Genomic DNA, 20858 nt, shown 5'->3' with positions numbered 1-20858 from the left:
TAAATGAAATTAAAAACCAAAACGCCGGTTTTACTGCTTATGGTGATGATCATCGCCTTTGCTTTTATTACCTGCGTAAACCAGGACATAAAAATACTGGGCAAAGAGGCTCTGCTTACCAGCCTGAAGATACAATCTGGCGACGTATATGACACTGCATCAAGCATAGCAGCGCCCATTGCCGCCAGTTTAATGGATTCGGATGACGATCTTTATGGCATCGATTACGACCAGCCGAACACCAACATCGGATGGGTAGATGTCAGAGTAAGAGATAAAGAGACCGATAAAATAAGCGGCCGTATCCGCACGGAACTCAGCCGTGGCGCCACCTCGCAATGGGGCATTGGAACGCGTACAAACCGTCCCGACAAATACTACGACACGCGGGTACCGGCAACTCTTGACAGCGATGAGTACATCTACATCAAAGTTACTTCCGAAGACGGACTAGAAGTCAACTACTACCGCTTCTACGCCAAACTGCTAAGCTGGGCGACCAACCTGCAATACATAAACATTAACAGCCGCGAAGGCAAAGCCGGCGCCTCAATAGATGGCGTAAGCACTGGCGGCAGCGAGTGGGACAAAACAACGTCTGTATGTACAATTTCCATCGGCAAAAAAGAGGGAGAAAACGCCACAATTGTACCTACCACGTTTGACCCCAAAGCGACGGTCAAATATGCCGTAGTAGCCGATGGCACTACTAAACCAACTAATTTCACCCCGTCCGATCAGCAGCTAACTATTGAAGACCAGAATTACCTGTACGTCGAAGTAACCGCAGAGAATCAAATGGACCATGAGTACTTCAAGTTTTTGGTAAGCGTAGGCCGCATAGCCACAATTGCCTCATTAAAATTAAATGACGGAAAAGACGACTTTGAAGTTTATGGTTTGGGTCTGCCCCAAAAAGAATGGGCAAAAGTAGGCATCGGCGAATACAAAACCGCCGACCAGCCCGGTGACGGCTATACCATAAAACTGGAAATGGATGACGAGGACGCGACATTCTCTTGGGACATAATAGCTAACAAAGACGCGGCAGAACCTTCCACTTATAACAGTGCCGCCAAAATCAAATTTATCAACCCGCAAGCTCTGGCTATTAAAGTAAAATCCGCAAAAGGAGTCGATGAGGATACCACCTACTACAAAGTCTACATAACCAATTTAGCCGCGAATATTTTAGAGCATCCCAAACCCGCATGGTATTATAGGGAAGACATTAGAGACGCCGGAGTTCACGCTGATGGTAAGAAACCGGTTGCGGCATTGACCGTTGTATTGGACAGAAATCCGCAAGGACCGTTAGCATACGAATATCAGTGGTATGAATCCGACTCATGGTACGGAACTTATGGAAGACACGGCACGAGCCTTGATGAAAAAAACAACATAACAACCGTAAACGGCGGCCCCGGCCAATACTTCTATCTAGTCCAAGGTGACGAGCCTCCGATAACGCTAAAACCGGACGGATACGAAGCCGCAGACTGGGGTAAATCTCCGGGTGCGTGGCAAGGCGGGCCGGATTCCAACGCGTATTACTGGGCGGATTATGCAAGAGGCGGAGAGCCAATGGCTTGGTCACTTCCCGGAGAGACTAGCGCCACCTATACGCCGCGTATCGACTGGGTAGACGACACATCGAACATGACATTTTACGGAGCTGCCACACAAAACAGTTCATTCCCCAGAAAACCGACTCCACCCAAAGTGAATTTCCTTTCCGGCGCAACAAATGAATCCCGCTACTACTGGGTAAAAGTTACCGACCCCAATACCGGTCTAACCGTAACCAGCGAACGCGCCTTAATCCTGACGGAAACCAACCCGCAAATGGATCACTTCATATTTGACCTGTCTATTCTTCCGAAAAAGAACGTTATTCCCTTTACCAAAAACGGAACCGCCTATGACAACGTGTATAAGATTGATCTAAAGAGCTATCCCTTCCCCGCTGACTTTGAACAAAGAGTTGCTAAATACCAGATTTGTATTGCTCACGCCCAGTACTTCCTGCCTGATGGCCGCCCCTGGACCCAAAACTGGACCCACGGCAACCTCCACTTCGGCTTAGACGACGGCTCACTAACATGGTGGCACAACAACATGGGCGCCAACGGCGGCTCAATCCCGTTACAAGCGCCTCACTCTTCACTAGGCGGCTTAGCAGTAAAACCTGACTGGATAGGCTTCACCCCCTCTGGCGACCCCGCCAAAGGCTTACCGCCTCCCATTAACGCGGCAGGCGATCTGCCCAAAGGCATCTACTCAATGAATGCCACCGAGAAATACCCCGCCGGCGTAGCCCAAGGCTATTTCGCCTCCTTCATTGAACTCCTAGAAGTCCGTTTCTCAACTCCACCGCCTAGCAACTAACAACTCTAAAGTTCAATTAAAATCAGGGCTGTCCGCAAGGGCAGCCCTATTTTTTTAAAAGTAACCACGCAGGGAAGAATAAACCATCGCCTACTTCACCTAACAACCAATAAATAATGTCTAAATAAATAGCCTTTGTATAAAAAAAAAGAGTAAGTACTGTACCACACCCGGCACACCCATGACATATTTGCAATCCCCCTGCAAATTTAACACCATCTATTAACAACAAATTTGCAATCCACCTGCAGCAAATTTGCAATCCCACTGCAACATATTTGCAATCCCACTGCAAATTTACCATTACTGCCATTGACAACAATCCACCCATATAATATACTCAAATTATGTACTATAAAAGAACTCTTTCAAAAGCGTTGAAACAGGCAAGTGATTTTTTTAAGGTTGTCTTGCTTACAGGTCCTCGTCAGGTTGGTAAAACGACTCTCTTTGAACATATTAAAGAGCCTGGCCGTCTCTACATTTCTTTTGATGATGTGGAAATACTTACGATGGCGCAAGAAGACCCGTCTCACTTTTTTGAAAGATTTCCGCCGCCCCTATTAATTGATGAGGCGCAAAAAGCGCCAAATTTGTTTCCTTATATAAAATTTATCGTGGATAAATCAAAAAAGAAGGGACAATTTTGGCTGACCGGTTCGCAGGTTTTTCATTTAATGAAAAATATTTCAGAGAGTCTTGTCGGCCGCGCGGCTATTCTGGATTTGCAAGGGTTCTCCCAAAGCGAAAAATTAAAAGACGTAACGCGGCCTTCCTTTATTCCCGAAATCCCTCTGCAAACCAAAAGGCCGATTTGGTCAACGCTAAAAACATTTAACGAAATTGTAAGAGGTTCCTTTCCTCAATTGTTCGACGGCACGCCTTCTACGTTGTTTTATTCGTCTTATATCCGCACCTATATCGAACGCGATGTGCGTGAAATTATTAAAATTACAAACGAACACGCTTTCTTAAAGTTTTTAAAAATCATTGTGGGAAGAACTGGGCAAATCCTGAATTATAACAATGTCTCCAGCGACATAGAAGTAAGCGTCAACACGGTTAAAAGCTGGGTTTCCGCTCTGGAAACGTCGGGTCTGATTTATCTCCTGCCGCCATATTCCCGCAATTTGAGAAAACGCGCCATAAAAACGCCAAAACTGTATTTTCTGGACACAGGTTTGTGCTGTTACCTGATGGGTATCACAACCGGTAAAATGGCTATGACCCATCAAATGAGCGGGGCGTTATTTGAAACCTACGTGGTATCCGAAATCCTAAAATCCTACTGGCATAACGGCGAGCGCCCCTTCGCGTATTTTTACCGCGACATGTCTCAAAATGAAATTGATCTGATATTAGAAAAAAATGGCAAAGTGTGGCCGATTGAAATAAAACAAACCTCAACCCCCAACTCAAGCATGGTGAAAGCCTTTAACATTCTCTCCGATCAAAATTGCGGCAAAGGCGCCCTTATCTGCACAGCCAATAAATTCATCCCTATGAGTAAAGACGTAAACATCGTCCCGGTAAGTTATATTTAGAATGTCAAAAATTACAGAAGTTATCTCTTCTCCCCCTCCGTGAAACTCCGTGTCCTCCGTGGTTAAAAATTCTTCCCGCCTTGTCCCCAGTCTAATCCCCAGTAAAGCCCAAATCCCCTTTCTCCCCCTCCGTGGTTATTTTTCAAATCCATGCTAAAATAACCCCATGTCCAGAACATTCGTCTACACAGCCTTAGTCCTCAGAAATCGCCCCTGTGGTGAATCCAACAGCGAAGTAACCCTCCTCACGGCAGAGGAGGGCATAATAAAAACCACCGTATTCGGCGGCCCAAAAAGCAAATTACGCGCCCATTCAGCGCCGTACAATTCCGGTAAAGTTTGGATATACCGCGACAAATCAAAAGACTACGCTAAAATCACAGATTTCGACATTCAATCCTGGCGGTCAGGCATTAGAGAACTCTACGAAAGAACCATGGCCGCCGCTGCCATCGCGGAAACAATCCTCTCCACCCACGGCGGCGGCGGTGAATGGTCAGCCGCGTTAAACCTAGCGACAGAAACCCTAGACACCCTAGAAACCGCCAACGAAGAATTATGCCAAAGATTACTGATACACTTCCTATGGCGCTGGTCAGGCTTTTTAGGAATACAGCCCCACCTAGAAACCTGCGCCGCCTGCGGCAAAGACGCAGACAATAGCATAGCAAAAAAAAGCAACGCTAACAATAAAATCGCAGGCGACAGCGTAGCAAGCAATACCGTATCAAGTAACAGCGCCTCAATTAAAACCGCCACAGACGGTAACACATTTTGGTACAGCGCCCGCGAAGACGCCGTATTTTGCGGCAATTGCGCCGCCACAAACCGGCAAGATCTCTTGCAACTTAACCCCGGCAGCCGCCGCTGGCTATCCGTCGTTAGCGCGTTAGAGGCGGCGCGGATACACCGTTACTCGATGGACACCAAATCTCTCAACGAAGCCAAATCCCTAACAACTGCCGTCCTAACCAGCGCCATCGGAAAACGGTTAAACAGCTGGGATTGGTGAAGATATATTTGACAAAACATCTAAATGTGGATAAAATGTGATAATAATTTTTTGGAGGAATTTAAATGCCGGTAATAAGAAAAAGCGCTGATTTATTGAACTCTTACAGTGAAATTTCTGACTTTTGCCATAAATACAGGGAACCAATTTTCATAACAAAAAACGGCGCAGGGGATCTTGCCGTAATGAGCATAGAAATTTATGAAGAAATTATCGGGAAAAGAAAATTGTACAATTTATTAGATGAGGGATTAAATGATATAAAAAACGGCGATATTTTATCTGAAGAAGAAATGGATAATTTTTTAGATTTAATATAGAAAATATGTACAAACTAAATTTTGCCAAACATTTTCAAGAGGACGTAAAATCCACAATAAATTATATTAAAGACACATTACAAGCTCCGGCCGCATCTGAAAGATTAAAGGACGAAATAAAAAAGACTTATAAAAATTTAAAACAAAATCCATTTATGTTTCCTGTAGTACCAAATGATGAATTAGCATCTATAGGTTTTAGATTTACAATGGTAAAGAACTATATGTTGTTTTACATTGTTGAAGAAAACCAAATTAGTATTATTAGATTCTTATATGGACGTAGAAACTGGATAAATATATTAAAAGAAACAAATATATAATATTGACACCCCTGACAATCTTTAATACAATAAAACAATGAAAACAGCGATAATATATTATTCCCTTAATGGGAACTGTGCCTTCGTAGCGGAAGAAATTAAAAACAATTTAAATGCAGATGTAATTCAATTACACGTAAGAAGCGAAAAAAAACGCTGGGGGCCGTTTAATTTTTTATGGTGTTGCGGACTAATGTTCTCACATAATAATCCACCGCTTAAACCATATACGTTTGATCCATCAGCCTATGATTTAATAATCCTTGGAGTTCCCGTTTGGGCATCGTCTCCCGCGGCCCCGATAAAAACCTTTATTACCCAAACAGGCATAACCGGCAAAAAAATAGCTCTCTTTGTCTGCCACGCCGGCGGCAAAGGCGACTCCCTGGAAAAATTCAAAGCCCTGCTCCCCAATAATGAAATAGTCGAAGAAGCGGATTTCATCAGCCCCGCCAAAACCAAAAGCGATAAAATAAAAAAGCAAATCGCGTATTGGGCAAAAAGACTTAGTACTGTATAAATTTATTGAAAAAGACTCTCACAAAGAACATAAAGTAAGAGGAGATCACAAAGAAGAATCAGGGGTTTCTGTCCGTTATCTTATCGTGAAAGCCCACGCTTAGCCTTCGGACAAAAACCCCCTTTCCCCTCTTCGTGATCTTTGTACCTTTGTGATCTTTGTGTGAGGTCTTTCCAATAAAGTCCATTGTAATTTTTCATTTTTTACTGTATCTTAAAGTCAGATGAAATGGGACAAAAAAGACATACCCCCTGACCAGGTAAAGGAAATTTCTACAAAATACGGCTGTGATCTGCTAACCGCCTCGATATTTGCGCGGCGCGGCTTTAAAACAGGCGAAACAATCCGATACTTCCTTGAAGACGACATCACCTCCCTTCGCAACCCATTTGCCATGGATGGAATGGAAGACGCTGTAGAGCGCATCCTAGCCGCGAAAGAAGAAGGCGAAAAAGTCCTAGTATTTGGCGACAGCGACGTTGACGGCATTACAGGAACCGTCCTTCTCGCCGGATACCTTGAAAGCATAGGCATAGACGTAACATGGCGCATCCCCACAGGCGATGAATCTTACGGACTCTCCCTCGACGCCGTTGAAAATTTCGCCGCCAAAGACGGCACATTGATAATTACCGTCGATTGCGGCATTTCGCGCTTTGCCGAAATTAAAAGAGCAAACGAACTTTCCATCGACGTTATCGTAACGGATCACCACGAGCCGCAGGAAGAACTGCCGCAAGCCCTTGTCATCGTCAATCCAAAACTAAAAAATTCAACATACCCATTCAGAAACCTCGCAGGTTGCGGCGTAGCGTTTAAACTTGTATGCGCCCTTCGTTTCGCGCAGACAAGCGAACTTTACGGCCAGCAAATCTGTCTGTTAAACACAAGACCCGTAAATGACGCGTGGATCATTGAAATCGCAAAAACACGAAACCTCATCGTAGTTGATACGTTAATCGAAACAATTGTTCCGGGAATGATATCGATTAGCGAGACGCGCCTTCCTGCTTTTCTTGAAGGGCAGAACATACTTTGTTGGGATGCCGCCTTGCATAAACAAACATTCGCGAAACTTTTTGGCAAGGGCGTTGAAATTGGAATGATGGACATTTCACAGCAAATTGGAAAAGAGATACCGCAAACCGCGGGCGCAAGTTTACTGCGAATAAAAGAGCTTTCAAAAATCGCAAAATACAGCGACAGGGAATTAAGCGAGCTTGACGTATTTGTAAATCTGTTCACCTCTTATGCGCGGCTAAAAGAAAAAAACGCGCAGGACGCGGAAAAAGAAACCGCCGACATACAGCTTGCCGCGCTTGGAACGATAGCGGATATTATGCCTCTGTTAGACGAAAACCGAATAATTGTGCGAAGAGGGATTGAAGCCCTAGAAAAAAAACCGCGCCCCGGCCTATCCCAGCTTATTCAAAAACTCGATCTTGCCGGCCGCCACTTTGACACAAAAGATATTTCGTGGAAACTCTGTCCCAGTATTAACGCTGCCCGCAGAATGGGAAAAGCCGAAACAGCGGCTGCCCTGTTTTTTGAAAAAGATTTATTAAAAAGGGAGCGCCTTGCCAGTGAATTGGCGTCTATGAACGAAAAACGCAAAGACATGGAAGAAGAAATCTGGGCGATAATCGAATCCATGGCGTATAAAAGTTTTGACGAATATGAAAAAAAGTTTGTCATGGTTTACAGCGAAAAAATCAACAAAGGCGTTACAGGACTGATGGCGCAACGCGCTTCACGATTATTCAATGTTCCCGCAATGGCAATTTCCATAGGCGATGAAATTTGCACAGGCTCAATCCGTTCAACAAGGGGCTACAACGTTCAAATTTTGTTTGAACAGTGCGGTAATATTTTTATCGACTGCGGAGGCCATCAGGCTGCTGGCGGTTTCAGTATTGTTATGGAAAACTGGGACATTTTTATGGAGCGTTTAAAAAAAGCGATAAACGCCATTGAATTTGCCGAACAGCCTGACGAAGAAATTTTGCAAATTGACGCGGAGCTGCCCCATGATTATCTTTCTCCCGATATATTAAAATTAGTAGACAGATTTGAGCCTTATGGCAATGAGAACGACCCGCTTGTTTTTATGACAAAAAAAATTACGGTTAAGGACATTAATTTCATTGGAAAACCGGACGCAAAACACGTTAAAATGACGCTTGATGCCGGAAAATATAAATGGCCCGCCCTTTACTGGCAAAGCGCAGATCGCGTAACAAAAAGAGAATTCGGTATTAACGACAAAGTTGACATTGTTTTTAATATAGCCCGTGATTATTACAAAGGCAATGAAACGCCTCAAATAATGATTTTAGATTTAAAAAAGAGCGAGTAGAAATATTTATGAAAAAGCACGTAATAATTCTTATATTTATCAGTTTCATGCTCTTAACCTGCGCCGGACAGCCTGTTGTTTCGGCCCAGATAAAATATGCGTTAGTTCCTGAATCTCCGCGTCCCGGAGACCCAATGTCAATCGGCACAAACGCCTATGTAAATGAAGCTGTTATTTTTGTAAACGGAAAACAAGTTGCAAAAGCCGCATTTTTTCCCGTTCCCGCTGAGAATGGCAAGCCTGGCTTTACAGCGGCCATTATAACCATCCCTTCCACAGTTAACTCGGAAAATGTGATTCTCAAATTAAACAATCCAGACTGTACTGTTTTTGAAATTCCAATAACATTAACGCCAAGAGATTTTCTCTCCGAGACGCTTGTACTCAATCCGTCTCTTACAAAATTAGTCGGAGAGTCCACACCTGAAAAAACAAGGGAGTCTGAAAAACTATGGGCAATTTTATCTACTACCGGAAAAGAAGTTTACAATCCGGGCAAACTTGTCCTTCCCGTAACATCAACAAGAAGAACCAGTCTTTATGGAACACGCAGAATTAATCAGTATTCAGACGGCAGAAAAGTAACATCTATTCACGCGGGAGTAGATTTTGGAGTACCGAAAGGTACGGAAGTCCGCGCTTGCGGCAGGGGAAAGGTCGTATTTTCAAGAATGAGGATACTCACGGGTTACACTGTAATTATCGAGCTTGCGCCCGGAGTTTATTCTTCGTATTACCATTTAGACAGCGTAATCGCGCAAGAAGGTTCAATGGTAGAAGCCGGAGAAATTGTCGCTTTGTCAGGTTCCACGGGGTTTGCGACAGGCCCCCATTTACATTGGGAACTCCGTGTAAGCACGGAAAACACGGATCCCGACATACTTGTCGAGCGCCCTCTTCTTGACAAAGACGTATTAATAGGTAAACTATTTTATTAGATATTACAAACCTGATTTGGGAAGGAGGTGATTTAATTGGCGCACATTGTAGTTGATGACAGCGAGATGCTGGAAAAAGCTATCAAACGTTTTAAGCGTATGGTAGAAAAAGAAGGCATCATCCGCGAATTCAAAAAGCGGGAGTACTATGAAAAACCTTCTACCATCCTAAACAGAAAAAAGAAAGCAAACGCCCGAAAACTGGTAAAAAGAAACCGTAAAGGCAAAGGTGAGTACTAAGAGTTTATTTCGCCTGGCCACTTTTAAGTGGTCAGGAATTATTCTTTCAACACTAATTTTAATTTTTTCCTCATGCGCGACAACCTCTCCCGTAAGCTCGGCAAAAGAAACTCCTTCCCTTTTTACCACAGTCGAAAATATTCAACCGCAGTGGCAGGTATTCACTAACGGCATTGATTATTTCCATGGAAAAATTTCCTCTCCCGCGCTTGAGTTCCACGCGCTAAAAATCGATCTTTCCGCGCAAAAAATTGACATCGTTGTTAAAGGCGGCGCGTATAACGAAAACCAAACTCTAAGCAATAAAGTTTCCAGTTTTGCGCGCGACAATAATCTTCTAGTAGGCATTAACGCCGTTCCTTTTGATATTGTCTCTTCAAAAGAAGGAAAGGTTATTAAAAACATTGGCATAGTAATTTCAAACGGAAGGATAATCGCGCCCGCCAACCCAAGCTATGACGCGCTTGTTTTTTACAAAGACGGTAAGGCCGCCATTGTAGCTCAATCCGCGATTAACTCCGTTGAAAACATAGAAAATGCCATAGGCGGCTTTTATAAAATATTAACCGGCGGCGAACCAACGCAAAGAACGCATGACAAAAAAGCCAGCCATCCGCGAAGCGCGGCGGGAATTTCACAAGACGGAAAATACCTGTACCTAGTCGTAATTGACGGCAGAAGAGCGGGAAGCATCGGCGCGACGGAAGAAGAGACGGCTCTGCTTTTACGCTCTCTAGGTTCATGGGAGGCGCTAAACTTTGACGGCGGCGGCTCAACCGCTCTTGCGCTGCGTTTCGCTGACGGCAAAATAAGAGTAGTAAATACCCCCATCCACAGCGGCATCCCCGGACAAGAACGCGCCGTAGCAGGCTGTCTTGGAGTGAGATTGAAGGAATAGTTCGAAAGGATTCACACAAAGCTCACAAAGAGACAAAGATATTTCTGTCCGTTATCTTATCGTGAAACTCACGCATAGCTTTCGTACAATAACCCCTTTCCCTCTTCTTCGTGTCCTTCTCTTCCTTTGTGTTCTTCGTGTGAACTCTTCTTGCATAGTTCCCTAATTTTTAATTTTCATGTAAAATGCCTATATGTCAGAATTAACAGAGTATACAGGAAAGGCGACGATGGAGAAAATCACGTCGCTGGCGAAGCGGCGGGGGTTTGTTTATCAGTCGTCGGAAATTTACGGAGGGCAGAACGGGGCGTGGGATTACGGCCCGCTCGGCATTGAATTGAAGAACCGCATTGCTGGGGCGTGGTGGAAGGAAATGACCCGTCTCCACGACAACATCGTGGGGCTGGATGCGGCTATCTTGATGCACCCCCGAACATGGGAAGCGTCGGGACACGTTGAAAACTTTACCGACCCATTGGTCGATTGCAAAAAGTGCAAATCGCGTTTTCGGGCGGATCAAATCCCGCAGGAAAATCTTACTGCGAAAAAATGTCCCGATTGCGGCGGCGAGTTGACCGACACCCGCAAGTTCAACCTGATGTTCAAAACCCACATCGGTCCGGCGGAGGACACGGCGAGTATCATTTACCTTCGTCCCGAAACCGCCCAAGGCATTTATGTCAATTATAAAAATATCATTCAGTCCAACAGAATGAAAATCCCGTTTGGCATCGCGCAAATCGGCAAGGCCTTTCGCAACGAAATAGTTACCAAGAACTTTATTTTCCGCACCTGCGAATTCGAGCAGATGGAAATGCAGTATTTTGTAAAACCCGGCACGGACGAAGAATGGTTTTCCGAATGGCGCAAACAGCGTTGGGCATATTACGAAAAACTCGGCGTTAAGATGGATCATCTGCGCTGGCATCAGCACGGACCAGACGAGCTTGCACATTACGCGAAGGACGCTTACGACATCGAGTACCTGTTCCCGATGGGCTGGCGCGAGCTTGAGGGCGTTCACAACAGAACCGATTACGATTTAAAACGTCATACCGAATTCTCCGGCAAAGATATGCAGTACATCGATCAGGACAACAACAACGAGCGTTACATTCCCTACATCATCGAAACTTCCGCCGGTCTTACCCGCAACCTGTTAATGATTCTCTGCGACGCCTACGACGAGGAGCAAGTCGCCGAAAAAGGCAACGATGACGATTGGAGAACCGTCCTGCGTTTCCACCCCGATCTTGCGCCGGTTACTGTCGCCATTCTCCCCTTGATGAAAAAAGACGGTCTTGCGGAACTAGCGCAGGACATTCGCGCGGAACTGAAAGAAGACTACGCCACCGATTACGATCAAGCAGGAGCGATTGGCAGGCGTTACCGCAGACAAGACGAGGCGGGCACTCCCTTCTGCGTCACCGTGGATTACCAGTCCAAAGAAGACGGCACTGTCACCCTGCGTTTCCGTGATTCAATGGAGCAGGTTCGCGTCCCTAAGGCGGAACTTGCCGCAAGGCTGCGTCAGGAGATTAAGGCGTATAAGAGGGGAAAATAGTTCGAGAAGAGTTTCACACAAAGGACACAAAGAAGAAGCGGAGAAAGTTGGATTATGCAGTTGCAAGATCGGCGTGTTCTATGTTGACGGTTTTATGTGCGGTATTGTTGCGTAAGGCTTCTTCTGGTAGGCACAGTTCATCATATTCACGCATTTCTGCTTCTGAAATAATTCCTAATCTAAATTCGGCAAGTGCGACTTCATGTACTGTTTTCAACATATCGCTTTCGTATTTCATTCTAAACCTCCTCAGTAATTTCAATAAAAGTTCCGTCTTTCAAAAGGTCTCTTATTTGTTCATCCGTAATTGAAAGCTGTTTTTTTGCACCTGCCTTAAACGCTTTCAATTCTTTATTGTTTATGTTGTCTCTGTCAGACTTGGAAAAACCATACACAAAAAAAGTACGAAACTCATTCCTAAAGTACACTATAACACGATGTCCGCCCGATTTCCCTTCTCCTTGTCTGGCTACTCGTACCTTATATACATCGCCCCCCAGATTTGCATCCGCTTGGTCTGCCTCAAGTTTATCGACAATTTCCAGTAATTCATGGTCTGTAATGCCTTCCTTGCTCGCAAAACGGCTGAACCCTGTATATTTGAAAACCCTCACTTTTAAATAATAACAATAAAATAGCCGTGTTTCAAGGATAATTTGGAAAGTATACTCAAAAATGAGTAGAACATCCCTTCCTCAAAATATACAGATACAATTATATCATTTTTTATTATTGAATTTATCTGTAAAAGCTTTCTCTACCACTTCCGCCACAACTTGCACAATGTTTTTTTGGCAGTCGTCTGATACAGCCGTTCAATGCTTTCGTGTATCAGTTTATCAATATTTTTTGCCGCTACCTAATAAAGCCGTTCCATTTCTTCGGGGGGAGAAAGCGGGTTTATAAACAATTCATAAATCTCTATACCCAGAGCATTAGCCATACATAATAATAAAACTTTAATATTGATTGACAAATAATGTACAACATCATATAATGATGAAATATATTATTTATTGTGGTGTTTTTGGGAAACATCAGTGTAAATTAAGAAAATTAAAAGGAGTTTCGTATGAAAAACTTGAAATCAAATGTACTAAAATTGCAAAGTATTTTAGCAACGCAAATCCGTAAGATTTGCGTAATCGCCCTTGTTGCAGTAATCGGGTTTTCATTGGCGGCTTGTGATTTCATTGGCGGCGATGACGATGACAACAACAACGTCAACATATCGCTTAACGGCGCATGGAAGCAGGACAGCAGCGGAACTATTACTACTATTGTTGACAGAGACGGTTTCATTACCCAGATTAGCGGAGCTTGGCAATCAGTAAAGAATGCTGGTAACATTACTATTGGCAGCAAGTTTTTCAGGAATATTACAAAAACGGGAAACAATACATGGTCATGCGAGACGCTGATATATAATACATCTACATTCGCGACTTCATGGACTAACAGTACAATTACACTGTCCGCTAACGGTAAAACATTTACTGAAAATATCCCAAGTCTTAATAATCTGATTGTTACTTATACCAAACTGGACAACAATTTACTTAACGGCGCATGGAAGCAGGACAGCAGCGGAACTATTACTACTATTGTTGACAGAGACGGTTTCATTACCCAGATTAGCGGAGCTTGGCTATCAGTAAAGAATGCTGGTTACATTACTATTGGCGACAAGTTTTTCAGGAATATTACAAAAACTGGAAACAATACATGGTCATGCGAGACGCTGGTATATAATACATCTACATTCGCGACTTCGTGGACTATCAGTACAATTACACTGTCCGCTAACGGTAAAACATTTACTGAAAATATCCCAAGTCTTAATAATCTGATTGTTACTTATACCAAAGTGCAGTAACGAAAAGTAAGGTATATTCAACAGTGTCTGTCACCACTTTTCGGTAGTAGTCAGTAACAACTAAATGTTTACAAAAGACCTCTCGCAAAGGCGCGAAGGCGCAAAGGTTGTTGTTTGTGAGATTATCGTTTTTCCTTCAAGATTTGTAGTTAAACTAATATATTTAGATCAATAATGGGTTATCGGACAGGAACTTTGCGTCCTTTGCGCCTTTGCGAGAGAAAATTTGGGAACAATGCTTTGTAAAGTTTTAGATGTTACTGACTAGTAGCGTACATTGCCTTGCAATATACGCTATGGGTAGTGTGGAAACGCAATGGAACTTAAAGCGTAATTTTTTTACGAGCGTTAAAGATATATTTAAATAATCTTTCTCAAAATATCAGGATGGTTTTGAGCGTCTTCCAACATTCGTGCCATAGCCGAAGTATACCCTTCGCCAAGGGATTTCCACCATTCAAGGGATTTTTTCGATATTCGTAATGTGCAGGGTATTTTTTTCCTGTTTTCTGAATTGATTTGCTTGAATTCGGCTAACTCTTTTTCGGTAAGGCGTGGAGCGTCATCTGAGTATTTTATAGGCTTTTTTTCAGCAAGCCTAATCTCTTTAATTTGCGCTTTAGTTGGCTTTTGTCCAGCCTTCAATGTTTCTTTTACCATTATATACCCTCCGTTCGTTTTCATCCGCCACTCTGGCAGAAATAAGACGAATAGTCTCTCCTTGTTCTGAATACACAACAAAAAGAACTTTATCCACAATACCTATCGTTTGCCATCTATCTTCCTCTTCACTATGGGAAGAATCATATCTTTCCCAACGTTCTTTATCGTTGAATACAAATTTTGCAGTAGAAAAAGATATACCATGTTCTTTACGGTTTATCTTGTCTTTTTTGGGGTCCCATTCAAAGTCCATTTTTACCCTTAAAACTATGTTACATTATGTATTATATTTTGTCAAGTATTTTTACATTCTATAATATAACATTTCAGTATATGCAACAGTGTCTGTCACCGCTTTTCGGTAGTAGTCAGTAACATCTAAAACTTTACAAAGCATTATTCTCAAATTTACTCTCGCAAAGACGCAGAGGACGCAAAGGACGCGAAGTTCCTGTTCGATAACCCATTATTGATCTAAATATATTAGTTTAACTACAAATCTTGAAGGAAAAACGATAATCTCACAAACAACAACCTTTGCGCCTTCGCGCCTCTGCGAGAGGTCTTTTGTAAACATTTAGTTGTTACAGACTAGTAGCGTACATTGCCTTGCAATATACGCTATGGGTAGTGTGGAGACGCAATGGAATAGATGACATTATTATTGCATTATCTATTCAATATGTAGTAAAATAAAACATGTGGATAACTACTGCCACCGCCTTTGGAATTATAAACATCATTGACATAATTAAGAAATGGATTGGAGGTTGAAAATGGTTATTCAAATTATCACGACAATAGGTCTTTTTGCTCTGGCAGGGTTTCTCTGGTATATCTACTTTAAATCTCGTAAAAACGCAAGGTCACAAAGTCCGAATACCTGATACCCAAATTCTTCTTCGTGTCCTTCTCTTCCTTTGTGCCCTTTGTGAGAGTATTTGGAGAAAAATATGTCCTTTCTAACCATCTGCCTTAATCCCACTCTGCAAAAAACCCTACGCTTTCCCTCAATATATCCAGGGACTGTGAACAGGACGGGAGTACATCGCCTTGACGCAAGCGGCAAGGGGGTCAATGTTACCCGTGTTTTAACTCAACTTGGAAAAAAAGCGGTGCATCTTACGCAACTTGGCGGCGACATGAGGGCGCTGTTTCTTTCGCTCTGCGATAAGGACGGGCTCTCCGTGCAGTGGGTCGAGAGCGATAGCCAAATCCGTTTTTGTTACACTTTGCTCTCCGACGCAAGCGGCACTACCGACGCAGATGGCACTGTTACGGAATTGATTGAAGAATCGGAAGCTGTTAGCGCCGGAACTGAGGGGCGGCTGTTGGAAAAGTTTGATGATATTCTTGCAAACAGCGCAGACTTGAGTTGGGTAATAATTTCCGGCACGAAAGCGGCGGGATTTTCTGACGCTGTAATTCCCGCCATGACGCAAAGAGCGAAACAGAAGGGGTTAAAAGTTATTCTCGACGTAAAAGGAAAAGATTTAACGGAAAGTTTGAAATACCAGCCGGACATTGTGAAGCCGAATCTTTTTGAATTTGCCGCCGACTTTGCGCCTGAGTTAATCAAGAACAACGAGTTGATAACGATTGATGATGTGGCAAAGGATAGGATAAAATCTGCTGTATTGGACATGGCGCAAAAACACAACTGTGGCGTTATCCTTACCAACGGCAGCCGGAAGATTATCGCGGTAAATGCGAATGACTATTTTGAAATTGAAGTCCAGCCTGTGAAAGCGGTAAATTCCACCGGCTGCGGAGACGCATTTACCGCCGGACTTGCCGCCGCACTAGAACAAGGAGCAAGCTTTTGCGAAGCGATTCGCGAAGGGTGCAGATGCGGCGCGTTGAATGCGGCGCTTGAAAGGCCGGGGGTTGTGCGGTGAGGTGGATTAGTGAAAAATGCCTTTGTATTTATGCGATTCTTATGGTATATTTAACCATATAGGGAGACGGTTATATGGTAACAATGACTACGGAAAGGCGTGTTCTTAATTGTCGGGAAGTAGAAGCCGAATATGACGGGCGTTGGGTTTTATTCGACAAAAGGGACTTCCCGCCTGAGGATGACACGGGATATGTAGTAGCCTATGGCGACGGAACACCCGAAGATCGGGAAGCTCTAAGGGATATTAACCACAGCAAATATCACGGCAAGGTGCTTTTAATGAAAGGATGGATACCCAAAGATGATATACTCGACAGTGGCATTATCGAAATTGTTTGAGCATCGCTACAAATTCGATGCGAAAGTTTATAATATCCAGAAAAAAGATTTTGAAGAGGTTACTATATTTTTAGATACCGGCTGTTACAACACAATGATTCCAAGACACCTCGCGGAAAAATCTGGACATTCTTTGGGGTTTATGATGAGATACAGCCTCGGCGCCAGTCTTATTGAAACAGAGGCGTTTTCCATAAATAAAATTATGATCGGGGATTTAGTCCTTGAAAAAGTTCTTGCGTTTGCGGGCAATTATAAGGGCGGTCAGGAAGATGACATTATCCTTGGAACAAATGTAATTAACAACTGGGAAATGATCATAAGCAAAAAAGAGCATAAATTTCAATTCCGTGAGAATCCGCCTGACAGTATTCCAAACAAGGCAAATATCTATCAGAATTACTTTAACAAAGAAGGTAATTACATCTACGTCCAGAATAACTAAGCGCAATTAGCTGTACCGAGACATTAACCTCCGCACTCCACGACTAGGAGTGTGCAGGTTATTTTTTTAGCAATACCCATTTTTTTCCTTTTATGATACTATCTTTTTATGACAAATACTTTAACCAATATTTTTACCTCTCTCAAACAAGCGCAGACGAAGCTGGCGGAACAGAACCGCGCGAGTAAGGACAAGGCTCTTGCCGCCGCCGCCGCCGCTATCGACAGCGACAGGGTTGCCATTCTGCAAGCAAATTCGCGCGATGTGGAACAGGCGCGAAACGGCGGCATGAAAGAGGCTCTTGTTGACCGCCTGCTTCTTAACGACAAGCGGATAGACGGCATTATCGAAGGGATCGAAATCGTCATAAGACAGGAAGACCCGATTGGCAAAGTGCAGGCGGGGTGGACTCTTCCTAACGGTTTGCAGATTGATAAAGTTACCGTCCCCCTCGGCGTTGCCGCCATTATTTACGAATCGCGTCCCAATGTTACTGCTGACTGCGCCGCCCTTGCATACAAAGCGGGCTGCTCAATACTCTTACGCGGCTCTTCTTCCGCGCTTGAATCCAACAAGGCGATTGTTAAGGCTATCAAAACGGGGCTTGAAAGCGGCGGCGGAATTGCGGATGCTGTCGCTCTTGCGGAATCCGGTAACAGAGACGAAATTGACGAGATACTGAAAGCTCGCGGTTACATCGACGTGGTTCTTCCACGGGGTGGACATGAGTTAATCCGCAGAGTTGTAGAAAACGCGCGTATCCCTGTAATTGAGACAGGGGAAGGCAACTGCCACATTTATGTTGAGCCAAGCGCGGACATGAACAACGCTGTAGAAATTATCGCTAACGCAAAACTGCAAAAACCCGGCGTTTGTAATGCCGTGGAAACGATACTTGTACACAAAGACGCTCTCACCTCTCTTATGCCGAAAATGGCGGCGGCGCTTGCGGGAAAATGCGAACTGCGTTGTGACGGCGCGTCAAAAGCCGCTATCGGCGCTATGCCTTCTGCCCTTGTTCTTAAAGACGCGGTTGAAGAAGATTGGGCGACCGAGTTTCTCGATTACATTCTCGCCGTAAAGACGGTTTCATCATGCGATGAAGCAATCGCGCATATCAATCGGTACGGTACTAAACACTCGGAAGCGATTCTTACCAACGATTTAAAAGCGGCAAATGAGTTCCGCTCAAGAGTAGATGCGGCTTGCGTGTATGTCAACGCTTCCACCCGCTTTACAGACGGCGGACAATTTGGCTTTGGCGCGGAACTTGGAATCAGTACTCAGAAATTTCACGTCAGAGGACCGATGGGTCTTGAAGCGCTTACAACGATAAAGTACCTTATTAACGGCAACGGACAAATACGGGGTTAAAATGATTTCTAAACTTATAGCTGACGCGCGAAAAATAATTATCAAGATTGGCTCAAACACGCTAGCCGGCAGTAATGGAAAAATCAATTCACAGTTTCTTTCAGAGTTTGCACAGCAGACTGCGGCGCTCATGAAAAAGGGCAAACAAATTGTCGTTGTCTCATCAGGCGCACAGGTGGCGGGTCTTTCTACAATGGACAAGTGGGCGCGAAAAAAAGACATTCACTACAGGCAGGCGTTGTGCGCGGTCGGGCAGGTTGAGCTTATGGGCGCGTGGAGCCGCGCCTTTGAACAAAACGGCCTGCACATCGCGCAGATACTTTTAACCCGCGATGATTTTAACGATCCAATCAGAACATTGAATATGCGTAACACTCTCTTTACTCTGGTAGACGAAGGCGTCATCCCAATCATCAACGAAAACGACACTGTTTCCGTAGAAGAAATAAAAATCGGCGACAATGACACTCTTGCCGCACAATCGGCAATTCTGTGGAGCGCCGACCTGTTAATTCTTTTCAGCGACATTGACGGAGTATACGATAAAAATCCCAAAGAGCATGACGACGCTGTTCTTGTAGAAGAAGTGCGCGACATTGACGCGGCGCAAAAAAACATCAGTATCGGAGCGACAAATGATTTTGGCACTGGCGGCATCGCCACCAAACTTGACGCCGCAAAACTAGCTTTAAGCTACGGCATTTCTACAATTCTTGCAAACGGGGGGAAGCCTCGCAGTCTTGAAAATCTTGCGGCGGGGGAGCAGAAGGGAACGGTATTTTTTTAAGGAGCAGTGAACAGTGAGAAGTGAGAAGTGAGCAGTGAGAAGTGAGAAGTGAGCAGTGATAGTTGTTCGCAGTCTTTGCGTGTTATCAATACGATATGCTTGCTAACAACGATCACTGCTCACTGCTCATTGCTCATTGCTCATTGCTAACTGCTCACTATTTTTCCGCTTCTTCTTTCTTTGCTTCTGCGCGATCCTTCATGTCGGCAATGCCTATGAAAATAGCGATTAGACCGATTAATATTGCTATGACGGGAAGGGCGCCGCGCAGGAATGCAAGAACGTCATTTCCCCAGCCAAGTCCAAAACCTAGCGTATCAGGCGGCAGTACGGCAAAAACCGCAACGGCAACAATCACAAGTCCTAAAATTACAGATTTCATTTTTTCCTCCAAAATATCCGGCTAATTATTCCGAGATTGTTTATAAACCATTATAGCAAACGCGGCAATAAAAAAAATCATCCGCACGGAAGGAAGTATTAGCGAAAATAGGGGAATTGATCCGAATATTATTAATTCTTGTCCGGCAATCCCAAATATTTTTAAAATTGAATAAACAGTCTCGATATAAGCGATAATTGCGCCAAAAATAACAAGCATCCATGCCGGGTCTCTGATTTTTGGCCAGAGTAAAATAGCCAAGAAAGCCGCCGCCGCTCCAAGGATAAGCTGGCTAAGAATATAGATTGTCTGTCCTGTATCCATAAAAATTACCTGCGCTTTGGTTTGAGTTTTAGGGCTAAAGTTAAGTCTTTAACTGTTCAACCGCAAAAATTGCCGTTTCTTTTAATTCGTTCAGATTTTCACATTTTAAAACAGCCAATTGAAAAATCGCGGATTCAATAAAACTGTAAAAATAATTTTTTGTCTTTTTAATATTGGTATTTTTAAGTTCTCCCGATTTTACTCCGTCAATCACAATTGTTAATAAAACATGTTGAAGTTTTAAAGTTCTGCGCCGTACCCGCGCTTGCGGACTAATTTCTTTTTTTGAAACGTGCAAAAGATAATCAAGAATAACTAAAAGAAGCTGCCGGTTTTGTTCCGCCAGTTTAAATACGGTAAAAAGCACTCTGATAATTTTTTCAGGACTGTTTAACGATTTGTCGGCGCGAATTGAATTAATGTTTTCTTCGACATTTAACAAAAGTTGTTTAATGCTGTAATTAAAAATTTCTTTTTTATTTTTAAAATAGAGATACAGTATTGTTCTGGTTATTCCGCACTTATCCGCTATCTTTTGATAAGTAGCGTTTTCAAACCCTTCATCCTTAAAAACCGCAAGCGCTTTTTCCAGAATCTTTTTCTTCCTTTTGTCATGCTCTACCGGTGTAGCCATATTTATATTCTCCCCCTATGGCGGTATCTGT

The 20858-nt window shown here is 43.6% G+C and carries 25 protein-coding genes; 17 read left to right on the top strand and 8 right to left on the bottom strand.

Going from position 1 to position 20858, the window contains the following annotated elements; genetic code table 11:
- Positions 1–3: 3 nt before the first annotated feature.
- Positions 4–2388 (top strand): hypothetical protein, encoded by a 2385-nt coding sequence (locus ACYVRA_RS17395; protein ID WP_461254004.1) that lies wholly within the window; start codon positions 4–6, stop codon positions 2386–2388.
- Positions 2389–2434: 46 nt separating this feature from the next.
- Here ACYVRA_RS17395 and ACYVRA_RS17390 read toward each other — a convergent pair whose 3' ends face one another.
- Positions 2435–2701: a hypothetical protein gene (locus tag ACYVRA_RS17390; protein ID WP_461254003.1), complete on the bottom strand. Its 267-nt coding sequence runs from the start codon at positions 2699–2701 to the stop codon at positions 2435–2437.
- Between the two features lie 34 nt (positions 2702–2735).
- Here ACYVRA_RS17390 and ACYVRA_RS17385 point away from each other — a divergent pair, with 34 nt between their 5' ends.
- From ACYVRA_RS17385 to ACYVRA_RS17340, 10 genes are all read left to right on the top strand, one after another.
- On the top strand, positions 2736–3932 hold the full coding sequence (locus ACYVRA_RS17385) for an ATP-binding protein (protein ID WP_461254002.1): 1197 nt from the start codon (positions 2736–2738) through the stop codon (positions 3930–3932).
- Positions 3933–4098: 166 nt separating this feature from the next.
- A complete protein-coding gene (gene recO / locus ACYVRA_RS17380; protein ID WP_461254001.1) occupies positions 4099–4944 on the top strand; it encodes a DNA repair protein RecO in 846 nt (281 codons plus the stop codon).
- A 65-nt stretch (positions 4945–5009) separates the two neighbouring features.
- On the top strand, positions 5010–5264 hold the full coding sequence (locus ACYVRA_RS17375; RefSeq protein WP_461254000.1) for an antitoxin PHD: 255 nt from the start codon (positions 5010–5012) through the stop codon (positions 5262–5264).
- A 5-nt stretch (positions 5265–5269) separates the two neighbouring features.
- Entirely contained in the window at positions 5270–5587 is a 318-nt protein-coding gene (locus tag ACYVRA_RS17370; RefSeq protein ID WP_461253999.1) for a type II toxin-antitoxin system RelE/ParE family toxin, read from the top strand.
- A gap of 37 nt (positions 5588–5624) precedes the next feature.
- Positions 5625–6107 (top strand): flavodoxin family protein, encoded by a 483-nt coding sequence (locus ACYVRA_RS17365; protein WP_461253998.1) that lies wholly within the window; start codon positions 5625–5627, stop codon positions 6105–6107.
- Positions 6108–6330: 223 nt separating this feature from the next.
- Positions 6331–8463 carry a single-stranded-DNA-specific exonuclease RecJ gene (recJ, locus tag ACYVRA_RS17360; protein ID WP_461253997.1) on the top strand — a complete coding sequence of 711 codons (2133 nt, stop codon included), beginning with the start codon at positions 6331–6333 and terminating at the stop codon, positions 8461–8463.
- An 8-nt stretch (positions 8464–8471) separates the two neighbouring features.
- A complete protein-coding gene (locus tag ACYVRA_RS17355) occupies positions 8472–9401 on the top strand; it encodes a M23 family metallopeptidase (RefSeq protein WP_461253996.1) in 930 nt (309 codons plus the stop codon).
- Positions 9402–9437: 36 nt separating this feature from the next.
- Complete coding sequence (rpsU, locus tag ACYVRA_RS17350) at positions 9438–9641, top strand: 30S ribosomal protein S21 (protein ID WP_461253995.1); 204 nt, start codon at positions 9438–9440, stop codon at positions 9639–9641.
- On the top strand, positions 9631–10539 hold the full coding sequence (locus tag ACYVRA_RS17345) for a phosphodiester glycosidase family protein (protein WP_461253994.1): 909 nt from the start codon (positions 9631–9633) through the stop codon (positions 10537–10539). The genes rpsU and ACYVRA_RS17345 overlap by 11 nt, the downstream gene beginning before the upstream one ends.
- Before the next feature lie 193 nt (positions 10540–10732).
- The gene (locus ACYVRA_RS17340; RefSeq protein WP_461253993.1) at positions 10733–12103 is read left to right on the top strand and encodes a glycine--tRNA ligase; all 1371 of its coding nucleotides are present in this window, start codon (positions 10733–10735) and stop codon (positions 12101–12103) included.
- A 52-nt stretch (positions 12104–12155) separates the two neighbouring features.
- On the opposite strand, the gene ACYVRA_RS17335 is transcribed toward ACYVRA_RS17340, so the two are convergent.
- Both ACYVRA_RS17335 and ACYVRA_RS17330 read right to left on the bottom strand, forming a co-directional pair.
- Positions 12156–12341 (bottom strand): hypothetical protein, encoded by a 186-nt coding sequence (locus ACYVRA_RS17335; protein ID WP_461253992.1) that lies wholly within the window; start codon positions 12339–12341, stop codon positions 12156–12158.
- A 1-nt stretch (position 12342) separates the two neighbouring features.
- Positions 12343–12717, bottom strand: a complete 375-nt coding sequence (locus ACYVRA_RS17330) for a type II toxin-antitoxin system RelE/ParE family toxin (protein WP_461253991.1) — start codon at positions 12715–12717, stop codon at positions 12343–12345.
- Between the two features lie 458 nt (positions 12718–13175).
- On the opposite strand from ACYVRA_RS17330, the gene ACYVRA_RS17325 reads away from it, so the two are divergent.
- Complete coding sequence (locus ACYVRA_RS17325) at positions 13176–13979, top strand: hypothetical protein (protein WP_461253990.1); 804 nt, start codon at positions 13176–13178, stop codon at positions 13977–13979.
- Positions 13980–14339: 360 nt separating this feature from the next.
- Here the strand turns inward: ACYVRA_RS17325 and ACYVRA_RS17320 are convergent, their stop codons facing one another.
- Together ACYVRA_RS17320 and ACYVRA_RS17315 are read right to left on the bottom strand one after the other, a co-directional pair.
- Positions 14340–14639: a BrnA antitoxin family protein gene (locus ACYVRA_RS17320; RefSeq protein ID WP_461253989.1), complete on the bottom strand. Its 300-nt coding sequence runs from the start codon at positions 14637–14639 to the stop codon at positions 14340–14342.
- Positions 14599–14895, bottom strand: coding sequence for a BrnT family toxin (locus ACYVRA_RS17315; protein ID WP_461253988.1), 297 nt, complete (start codon positions 14893–14895; stop codon positions 14599–14601). Before ACYVRA_RS17315 ends, ACYVRA_RS17320 begins: the two co-directional genes overlap by 41 nt.
- 700 nt (positions 14896–15595) lie before the next feature.
- Between ACYVRA_RS17315 and ACYVRA_RS17310 the strand changes: the two genes are divergently transcribed.
- The 5 genes from ACYVRA_RS17310 (at position 15596) to proB (ending at position 19487) form a co-directional block, all read left to right on the top strand.
- Positions 15596–16540, top strand: a complete 945-nt coding sequence (locus ACYVRA_RS17310; protein ID WP_461253987.1) for a 1-phosphofructokinase family hexose kinase — start codon at positions 15596–15598, stop codon at positions 16538–16540.
- A gap of 74 nt (positions 16541–16614) precedes the next feature.
- On the top strand, positions 16615–16881 hold the full coding sequence (locus tag ACYVRA_RS17305) for a hypothetical protein (protein ID WP_461253986.1): 267 nt from the start codon (positions 16615–16617) through the stop codon (positions 16879–16881).
- The gene (locus ACYVRA_RS17300; protein ID WP_461253985.1) at positions 16859–17326 is read left to right on the top strand and encodes a retropepsin-like aspartic protease; all 468 of its coding nucleotides are present in this window, start codon (positions 16859–16861) and stop codon (positions 17324–17326) included. Before ACYVRA_RS17305 ends, ACYVRA_RS17300 begins: the two co-directional genes overlap by 23 nt.
- Positions 17327–17434: 108 nt before the next feature.
- Positions 17435–18700, top strand: coding sequence for a glutamate-5-semialdehyde dehydrogenase (locus tag ACYVRA_RS17295; RefSeq protein ID WP_461253984.1), 1266 nt, complete (start codon positions 17435–17437; stop codon positions 18698–18700).
- 1 nt (position 18701) lies between these two features.
- The gene (gene proB / locus ACYVRA_RS17290; RefSeq protein ID WP_461253983.1) at positions 18702–19487 is read left to right on the top strand and encodes a glutamate 5-kinase; all 786 of its coding nucleotides are present in this window, start codon (positions 18702–18704) and stop codon (positions 19485–19487) included.
- A 157-nt stretch (positions 19488–19644) separates the two neighbouring features.
- Here proB and ACYVRA_RS17285 read toward each other — a convergent pair whose 3' ends face one another.
- From ACYVRA_RS17285 to ACYVRA_RS17275, 3 genes are read right to left on the bottom strand one after another with little or no spacing between them, the layout of a single operon-like run.
- Entirely contained in the window at positions 19645–19869 is a 225-nt protein-coding gene (locus ACYVRA_RS17285; protein WP_461253982.1) for a hypothetical protein, read from the bottom strand.
- A gap of 21 nt (positions 19870–19890) precedes the next feature.
- Positions 19891–20193 (bottom strand): hypothetical protein, encoded by a 303-nt coding sequence (locus ACYVRA_RS17280; protein ID WP_461253981.1) that lies wholly within the window; start codon positions 20191–20193, stop codon positions 19891–19893.
- Positions 20194–20233: 40 nt separating this feature from the next.
- Positions 20234–20827: a TetR/AcrR family transcriptional regulator gene (locus tag ACYVRA_RS17275; RefSeq protein WP_461253980.1), complete on the bottom strand. Its 594-nt coding sequence runs from the start codon at positions 20825–20827 to the stop codon at positions 20234–20236.
- Between the last annotated feature and the right edge of the window lie 31 nt (positions 20828–20858).

The sequence above is a fragment of the Treponema sp. R8-4-B8 genome (assembly GCF_054786175.1).
The sequence above is the reverse complement of the archived record's forward strand: the minus strand, read 5'-3'. Positions and strand labels throughout refer to the sequence as shown.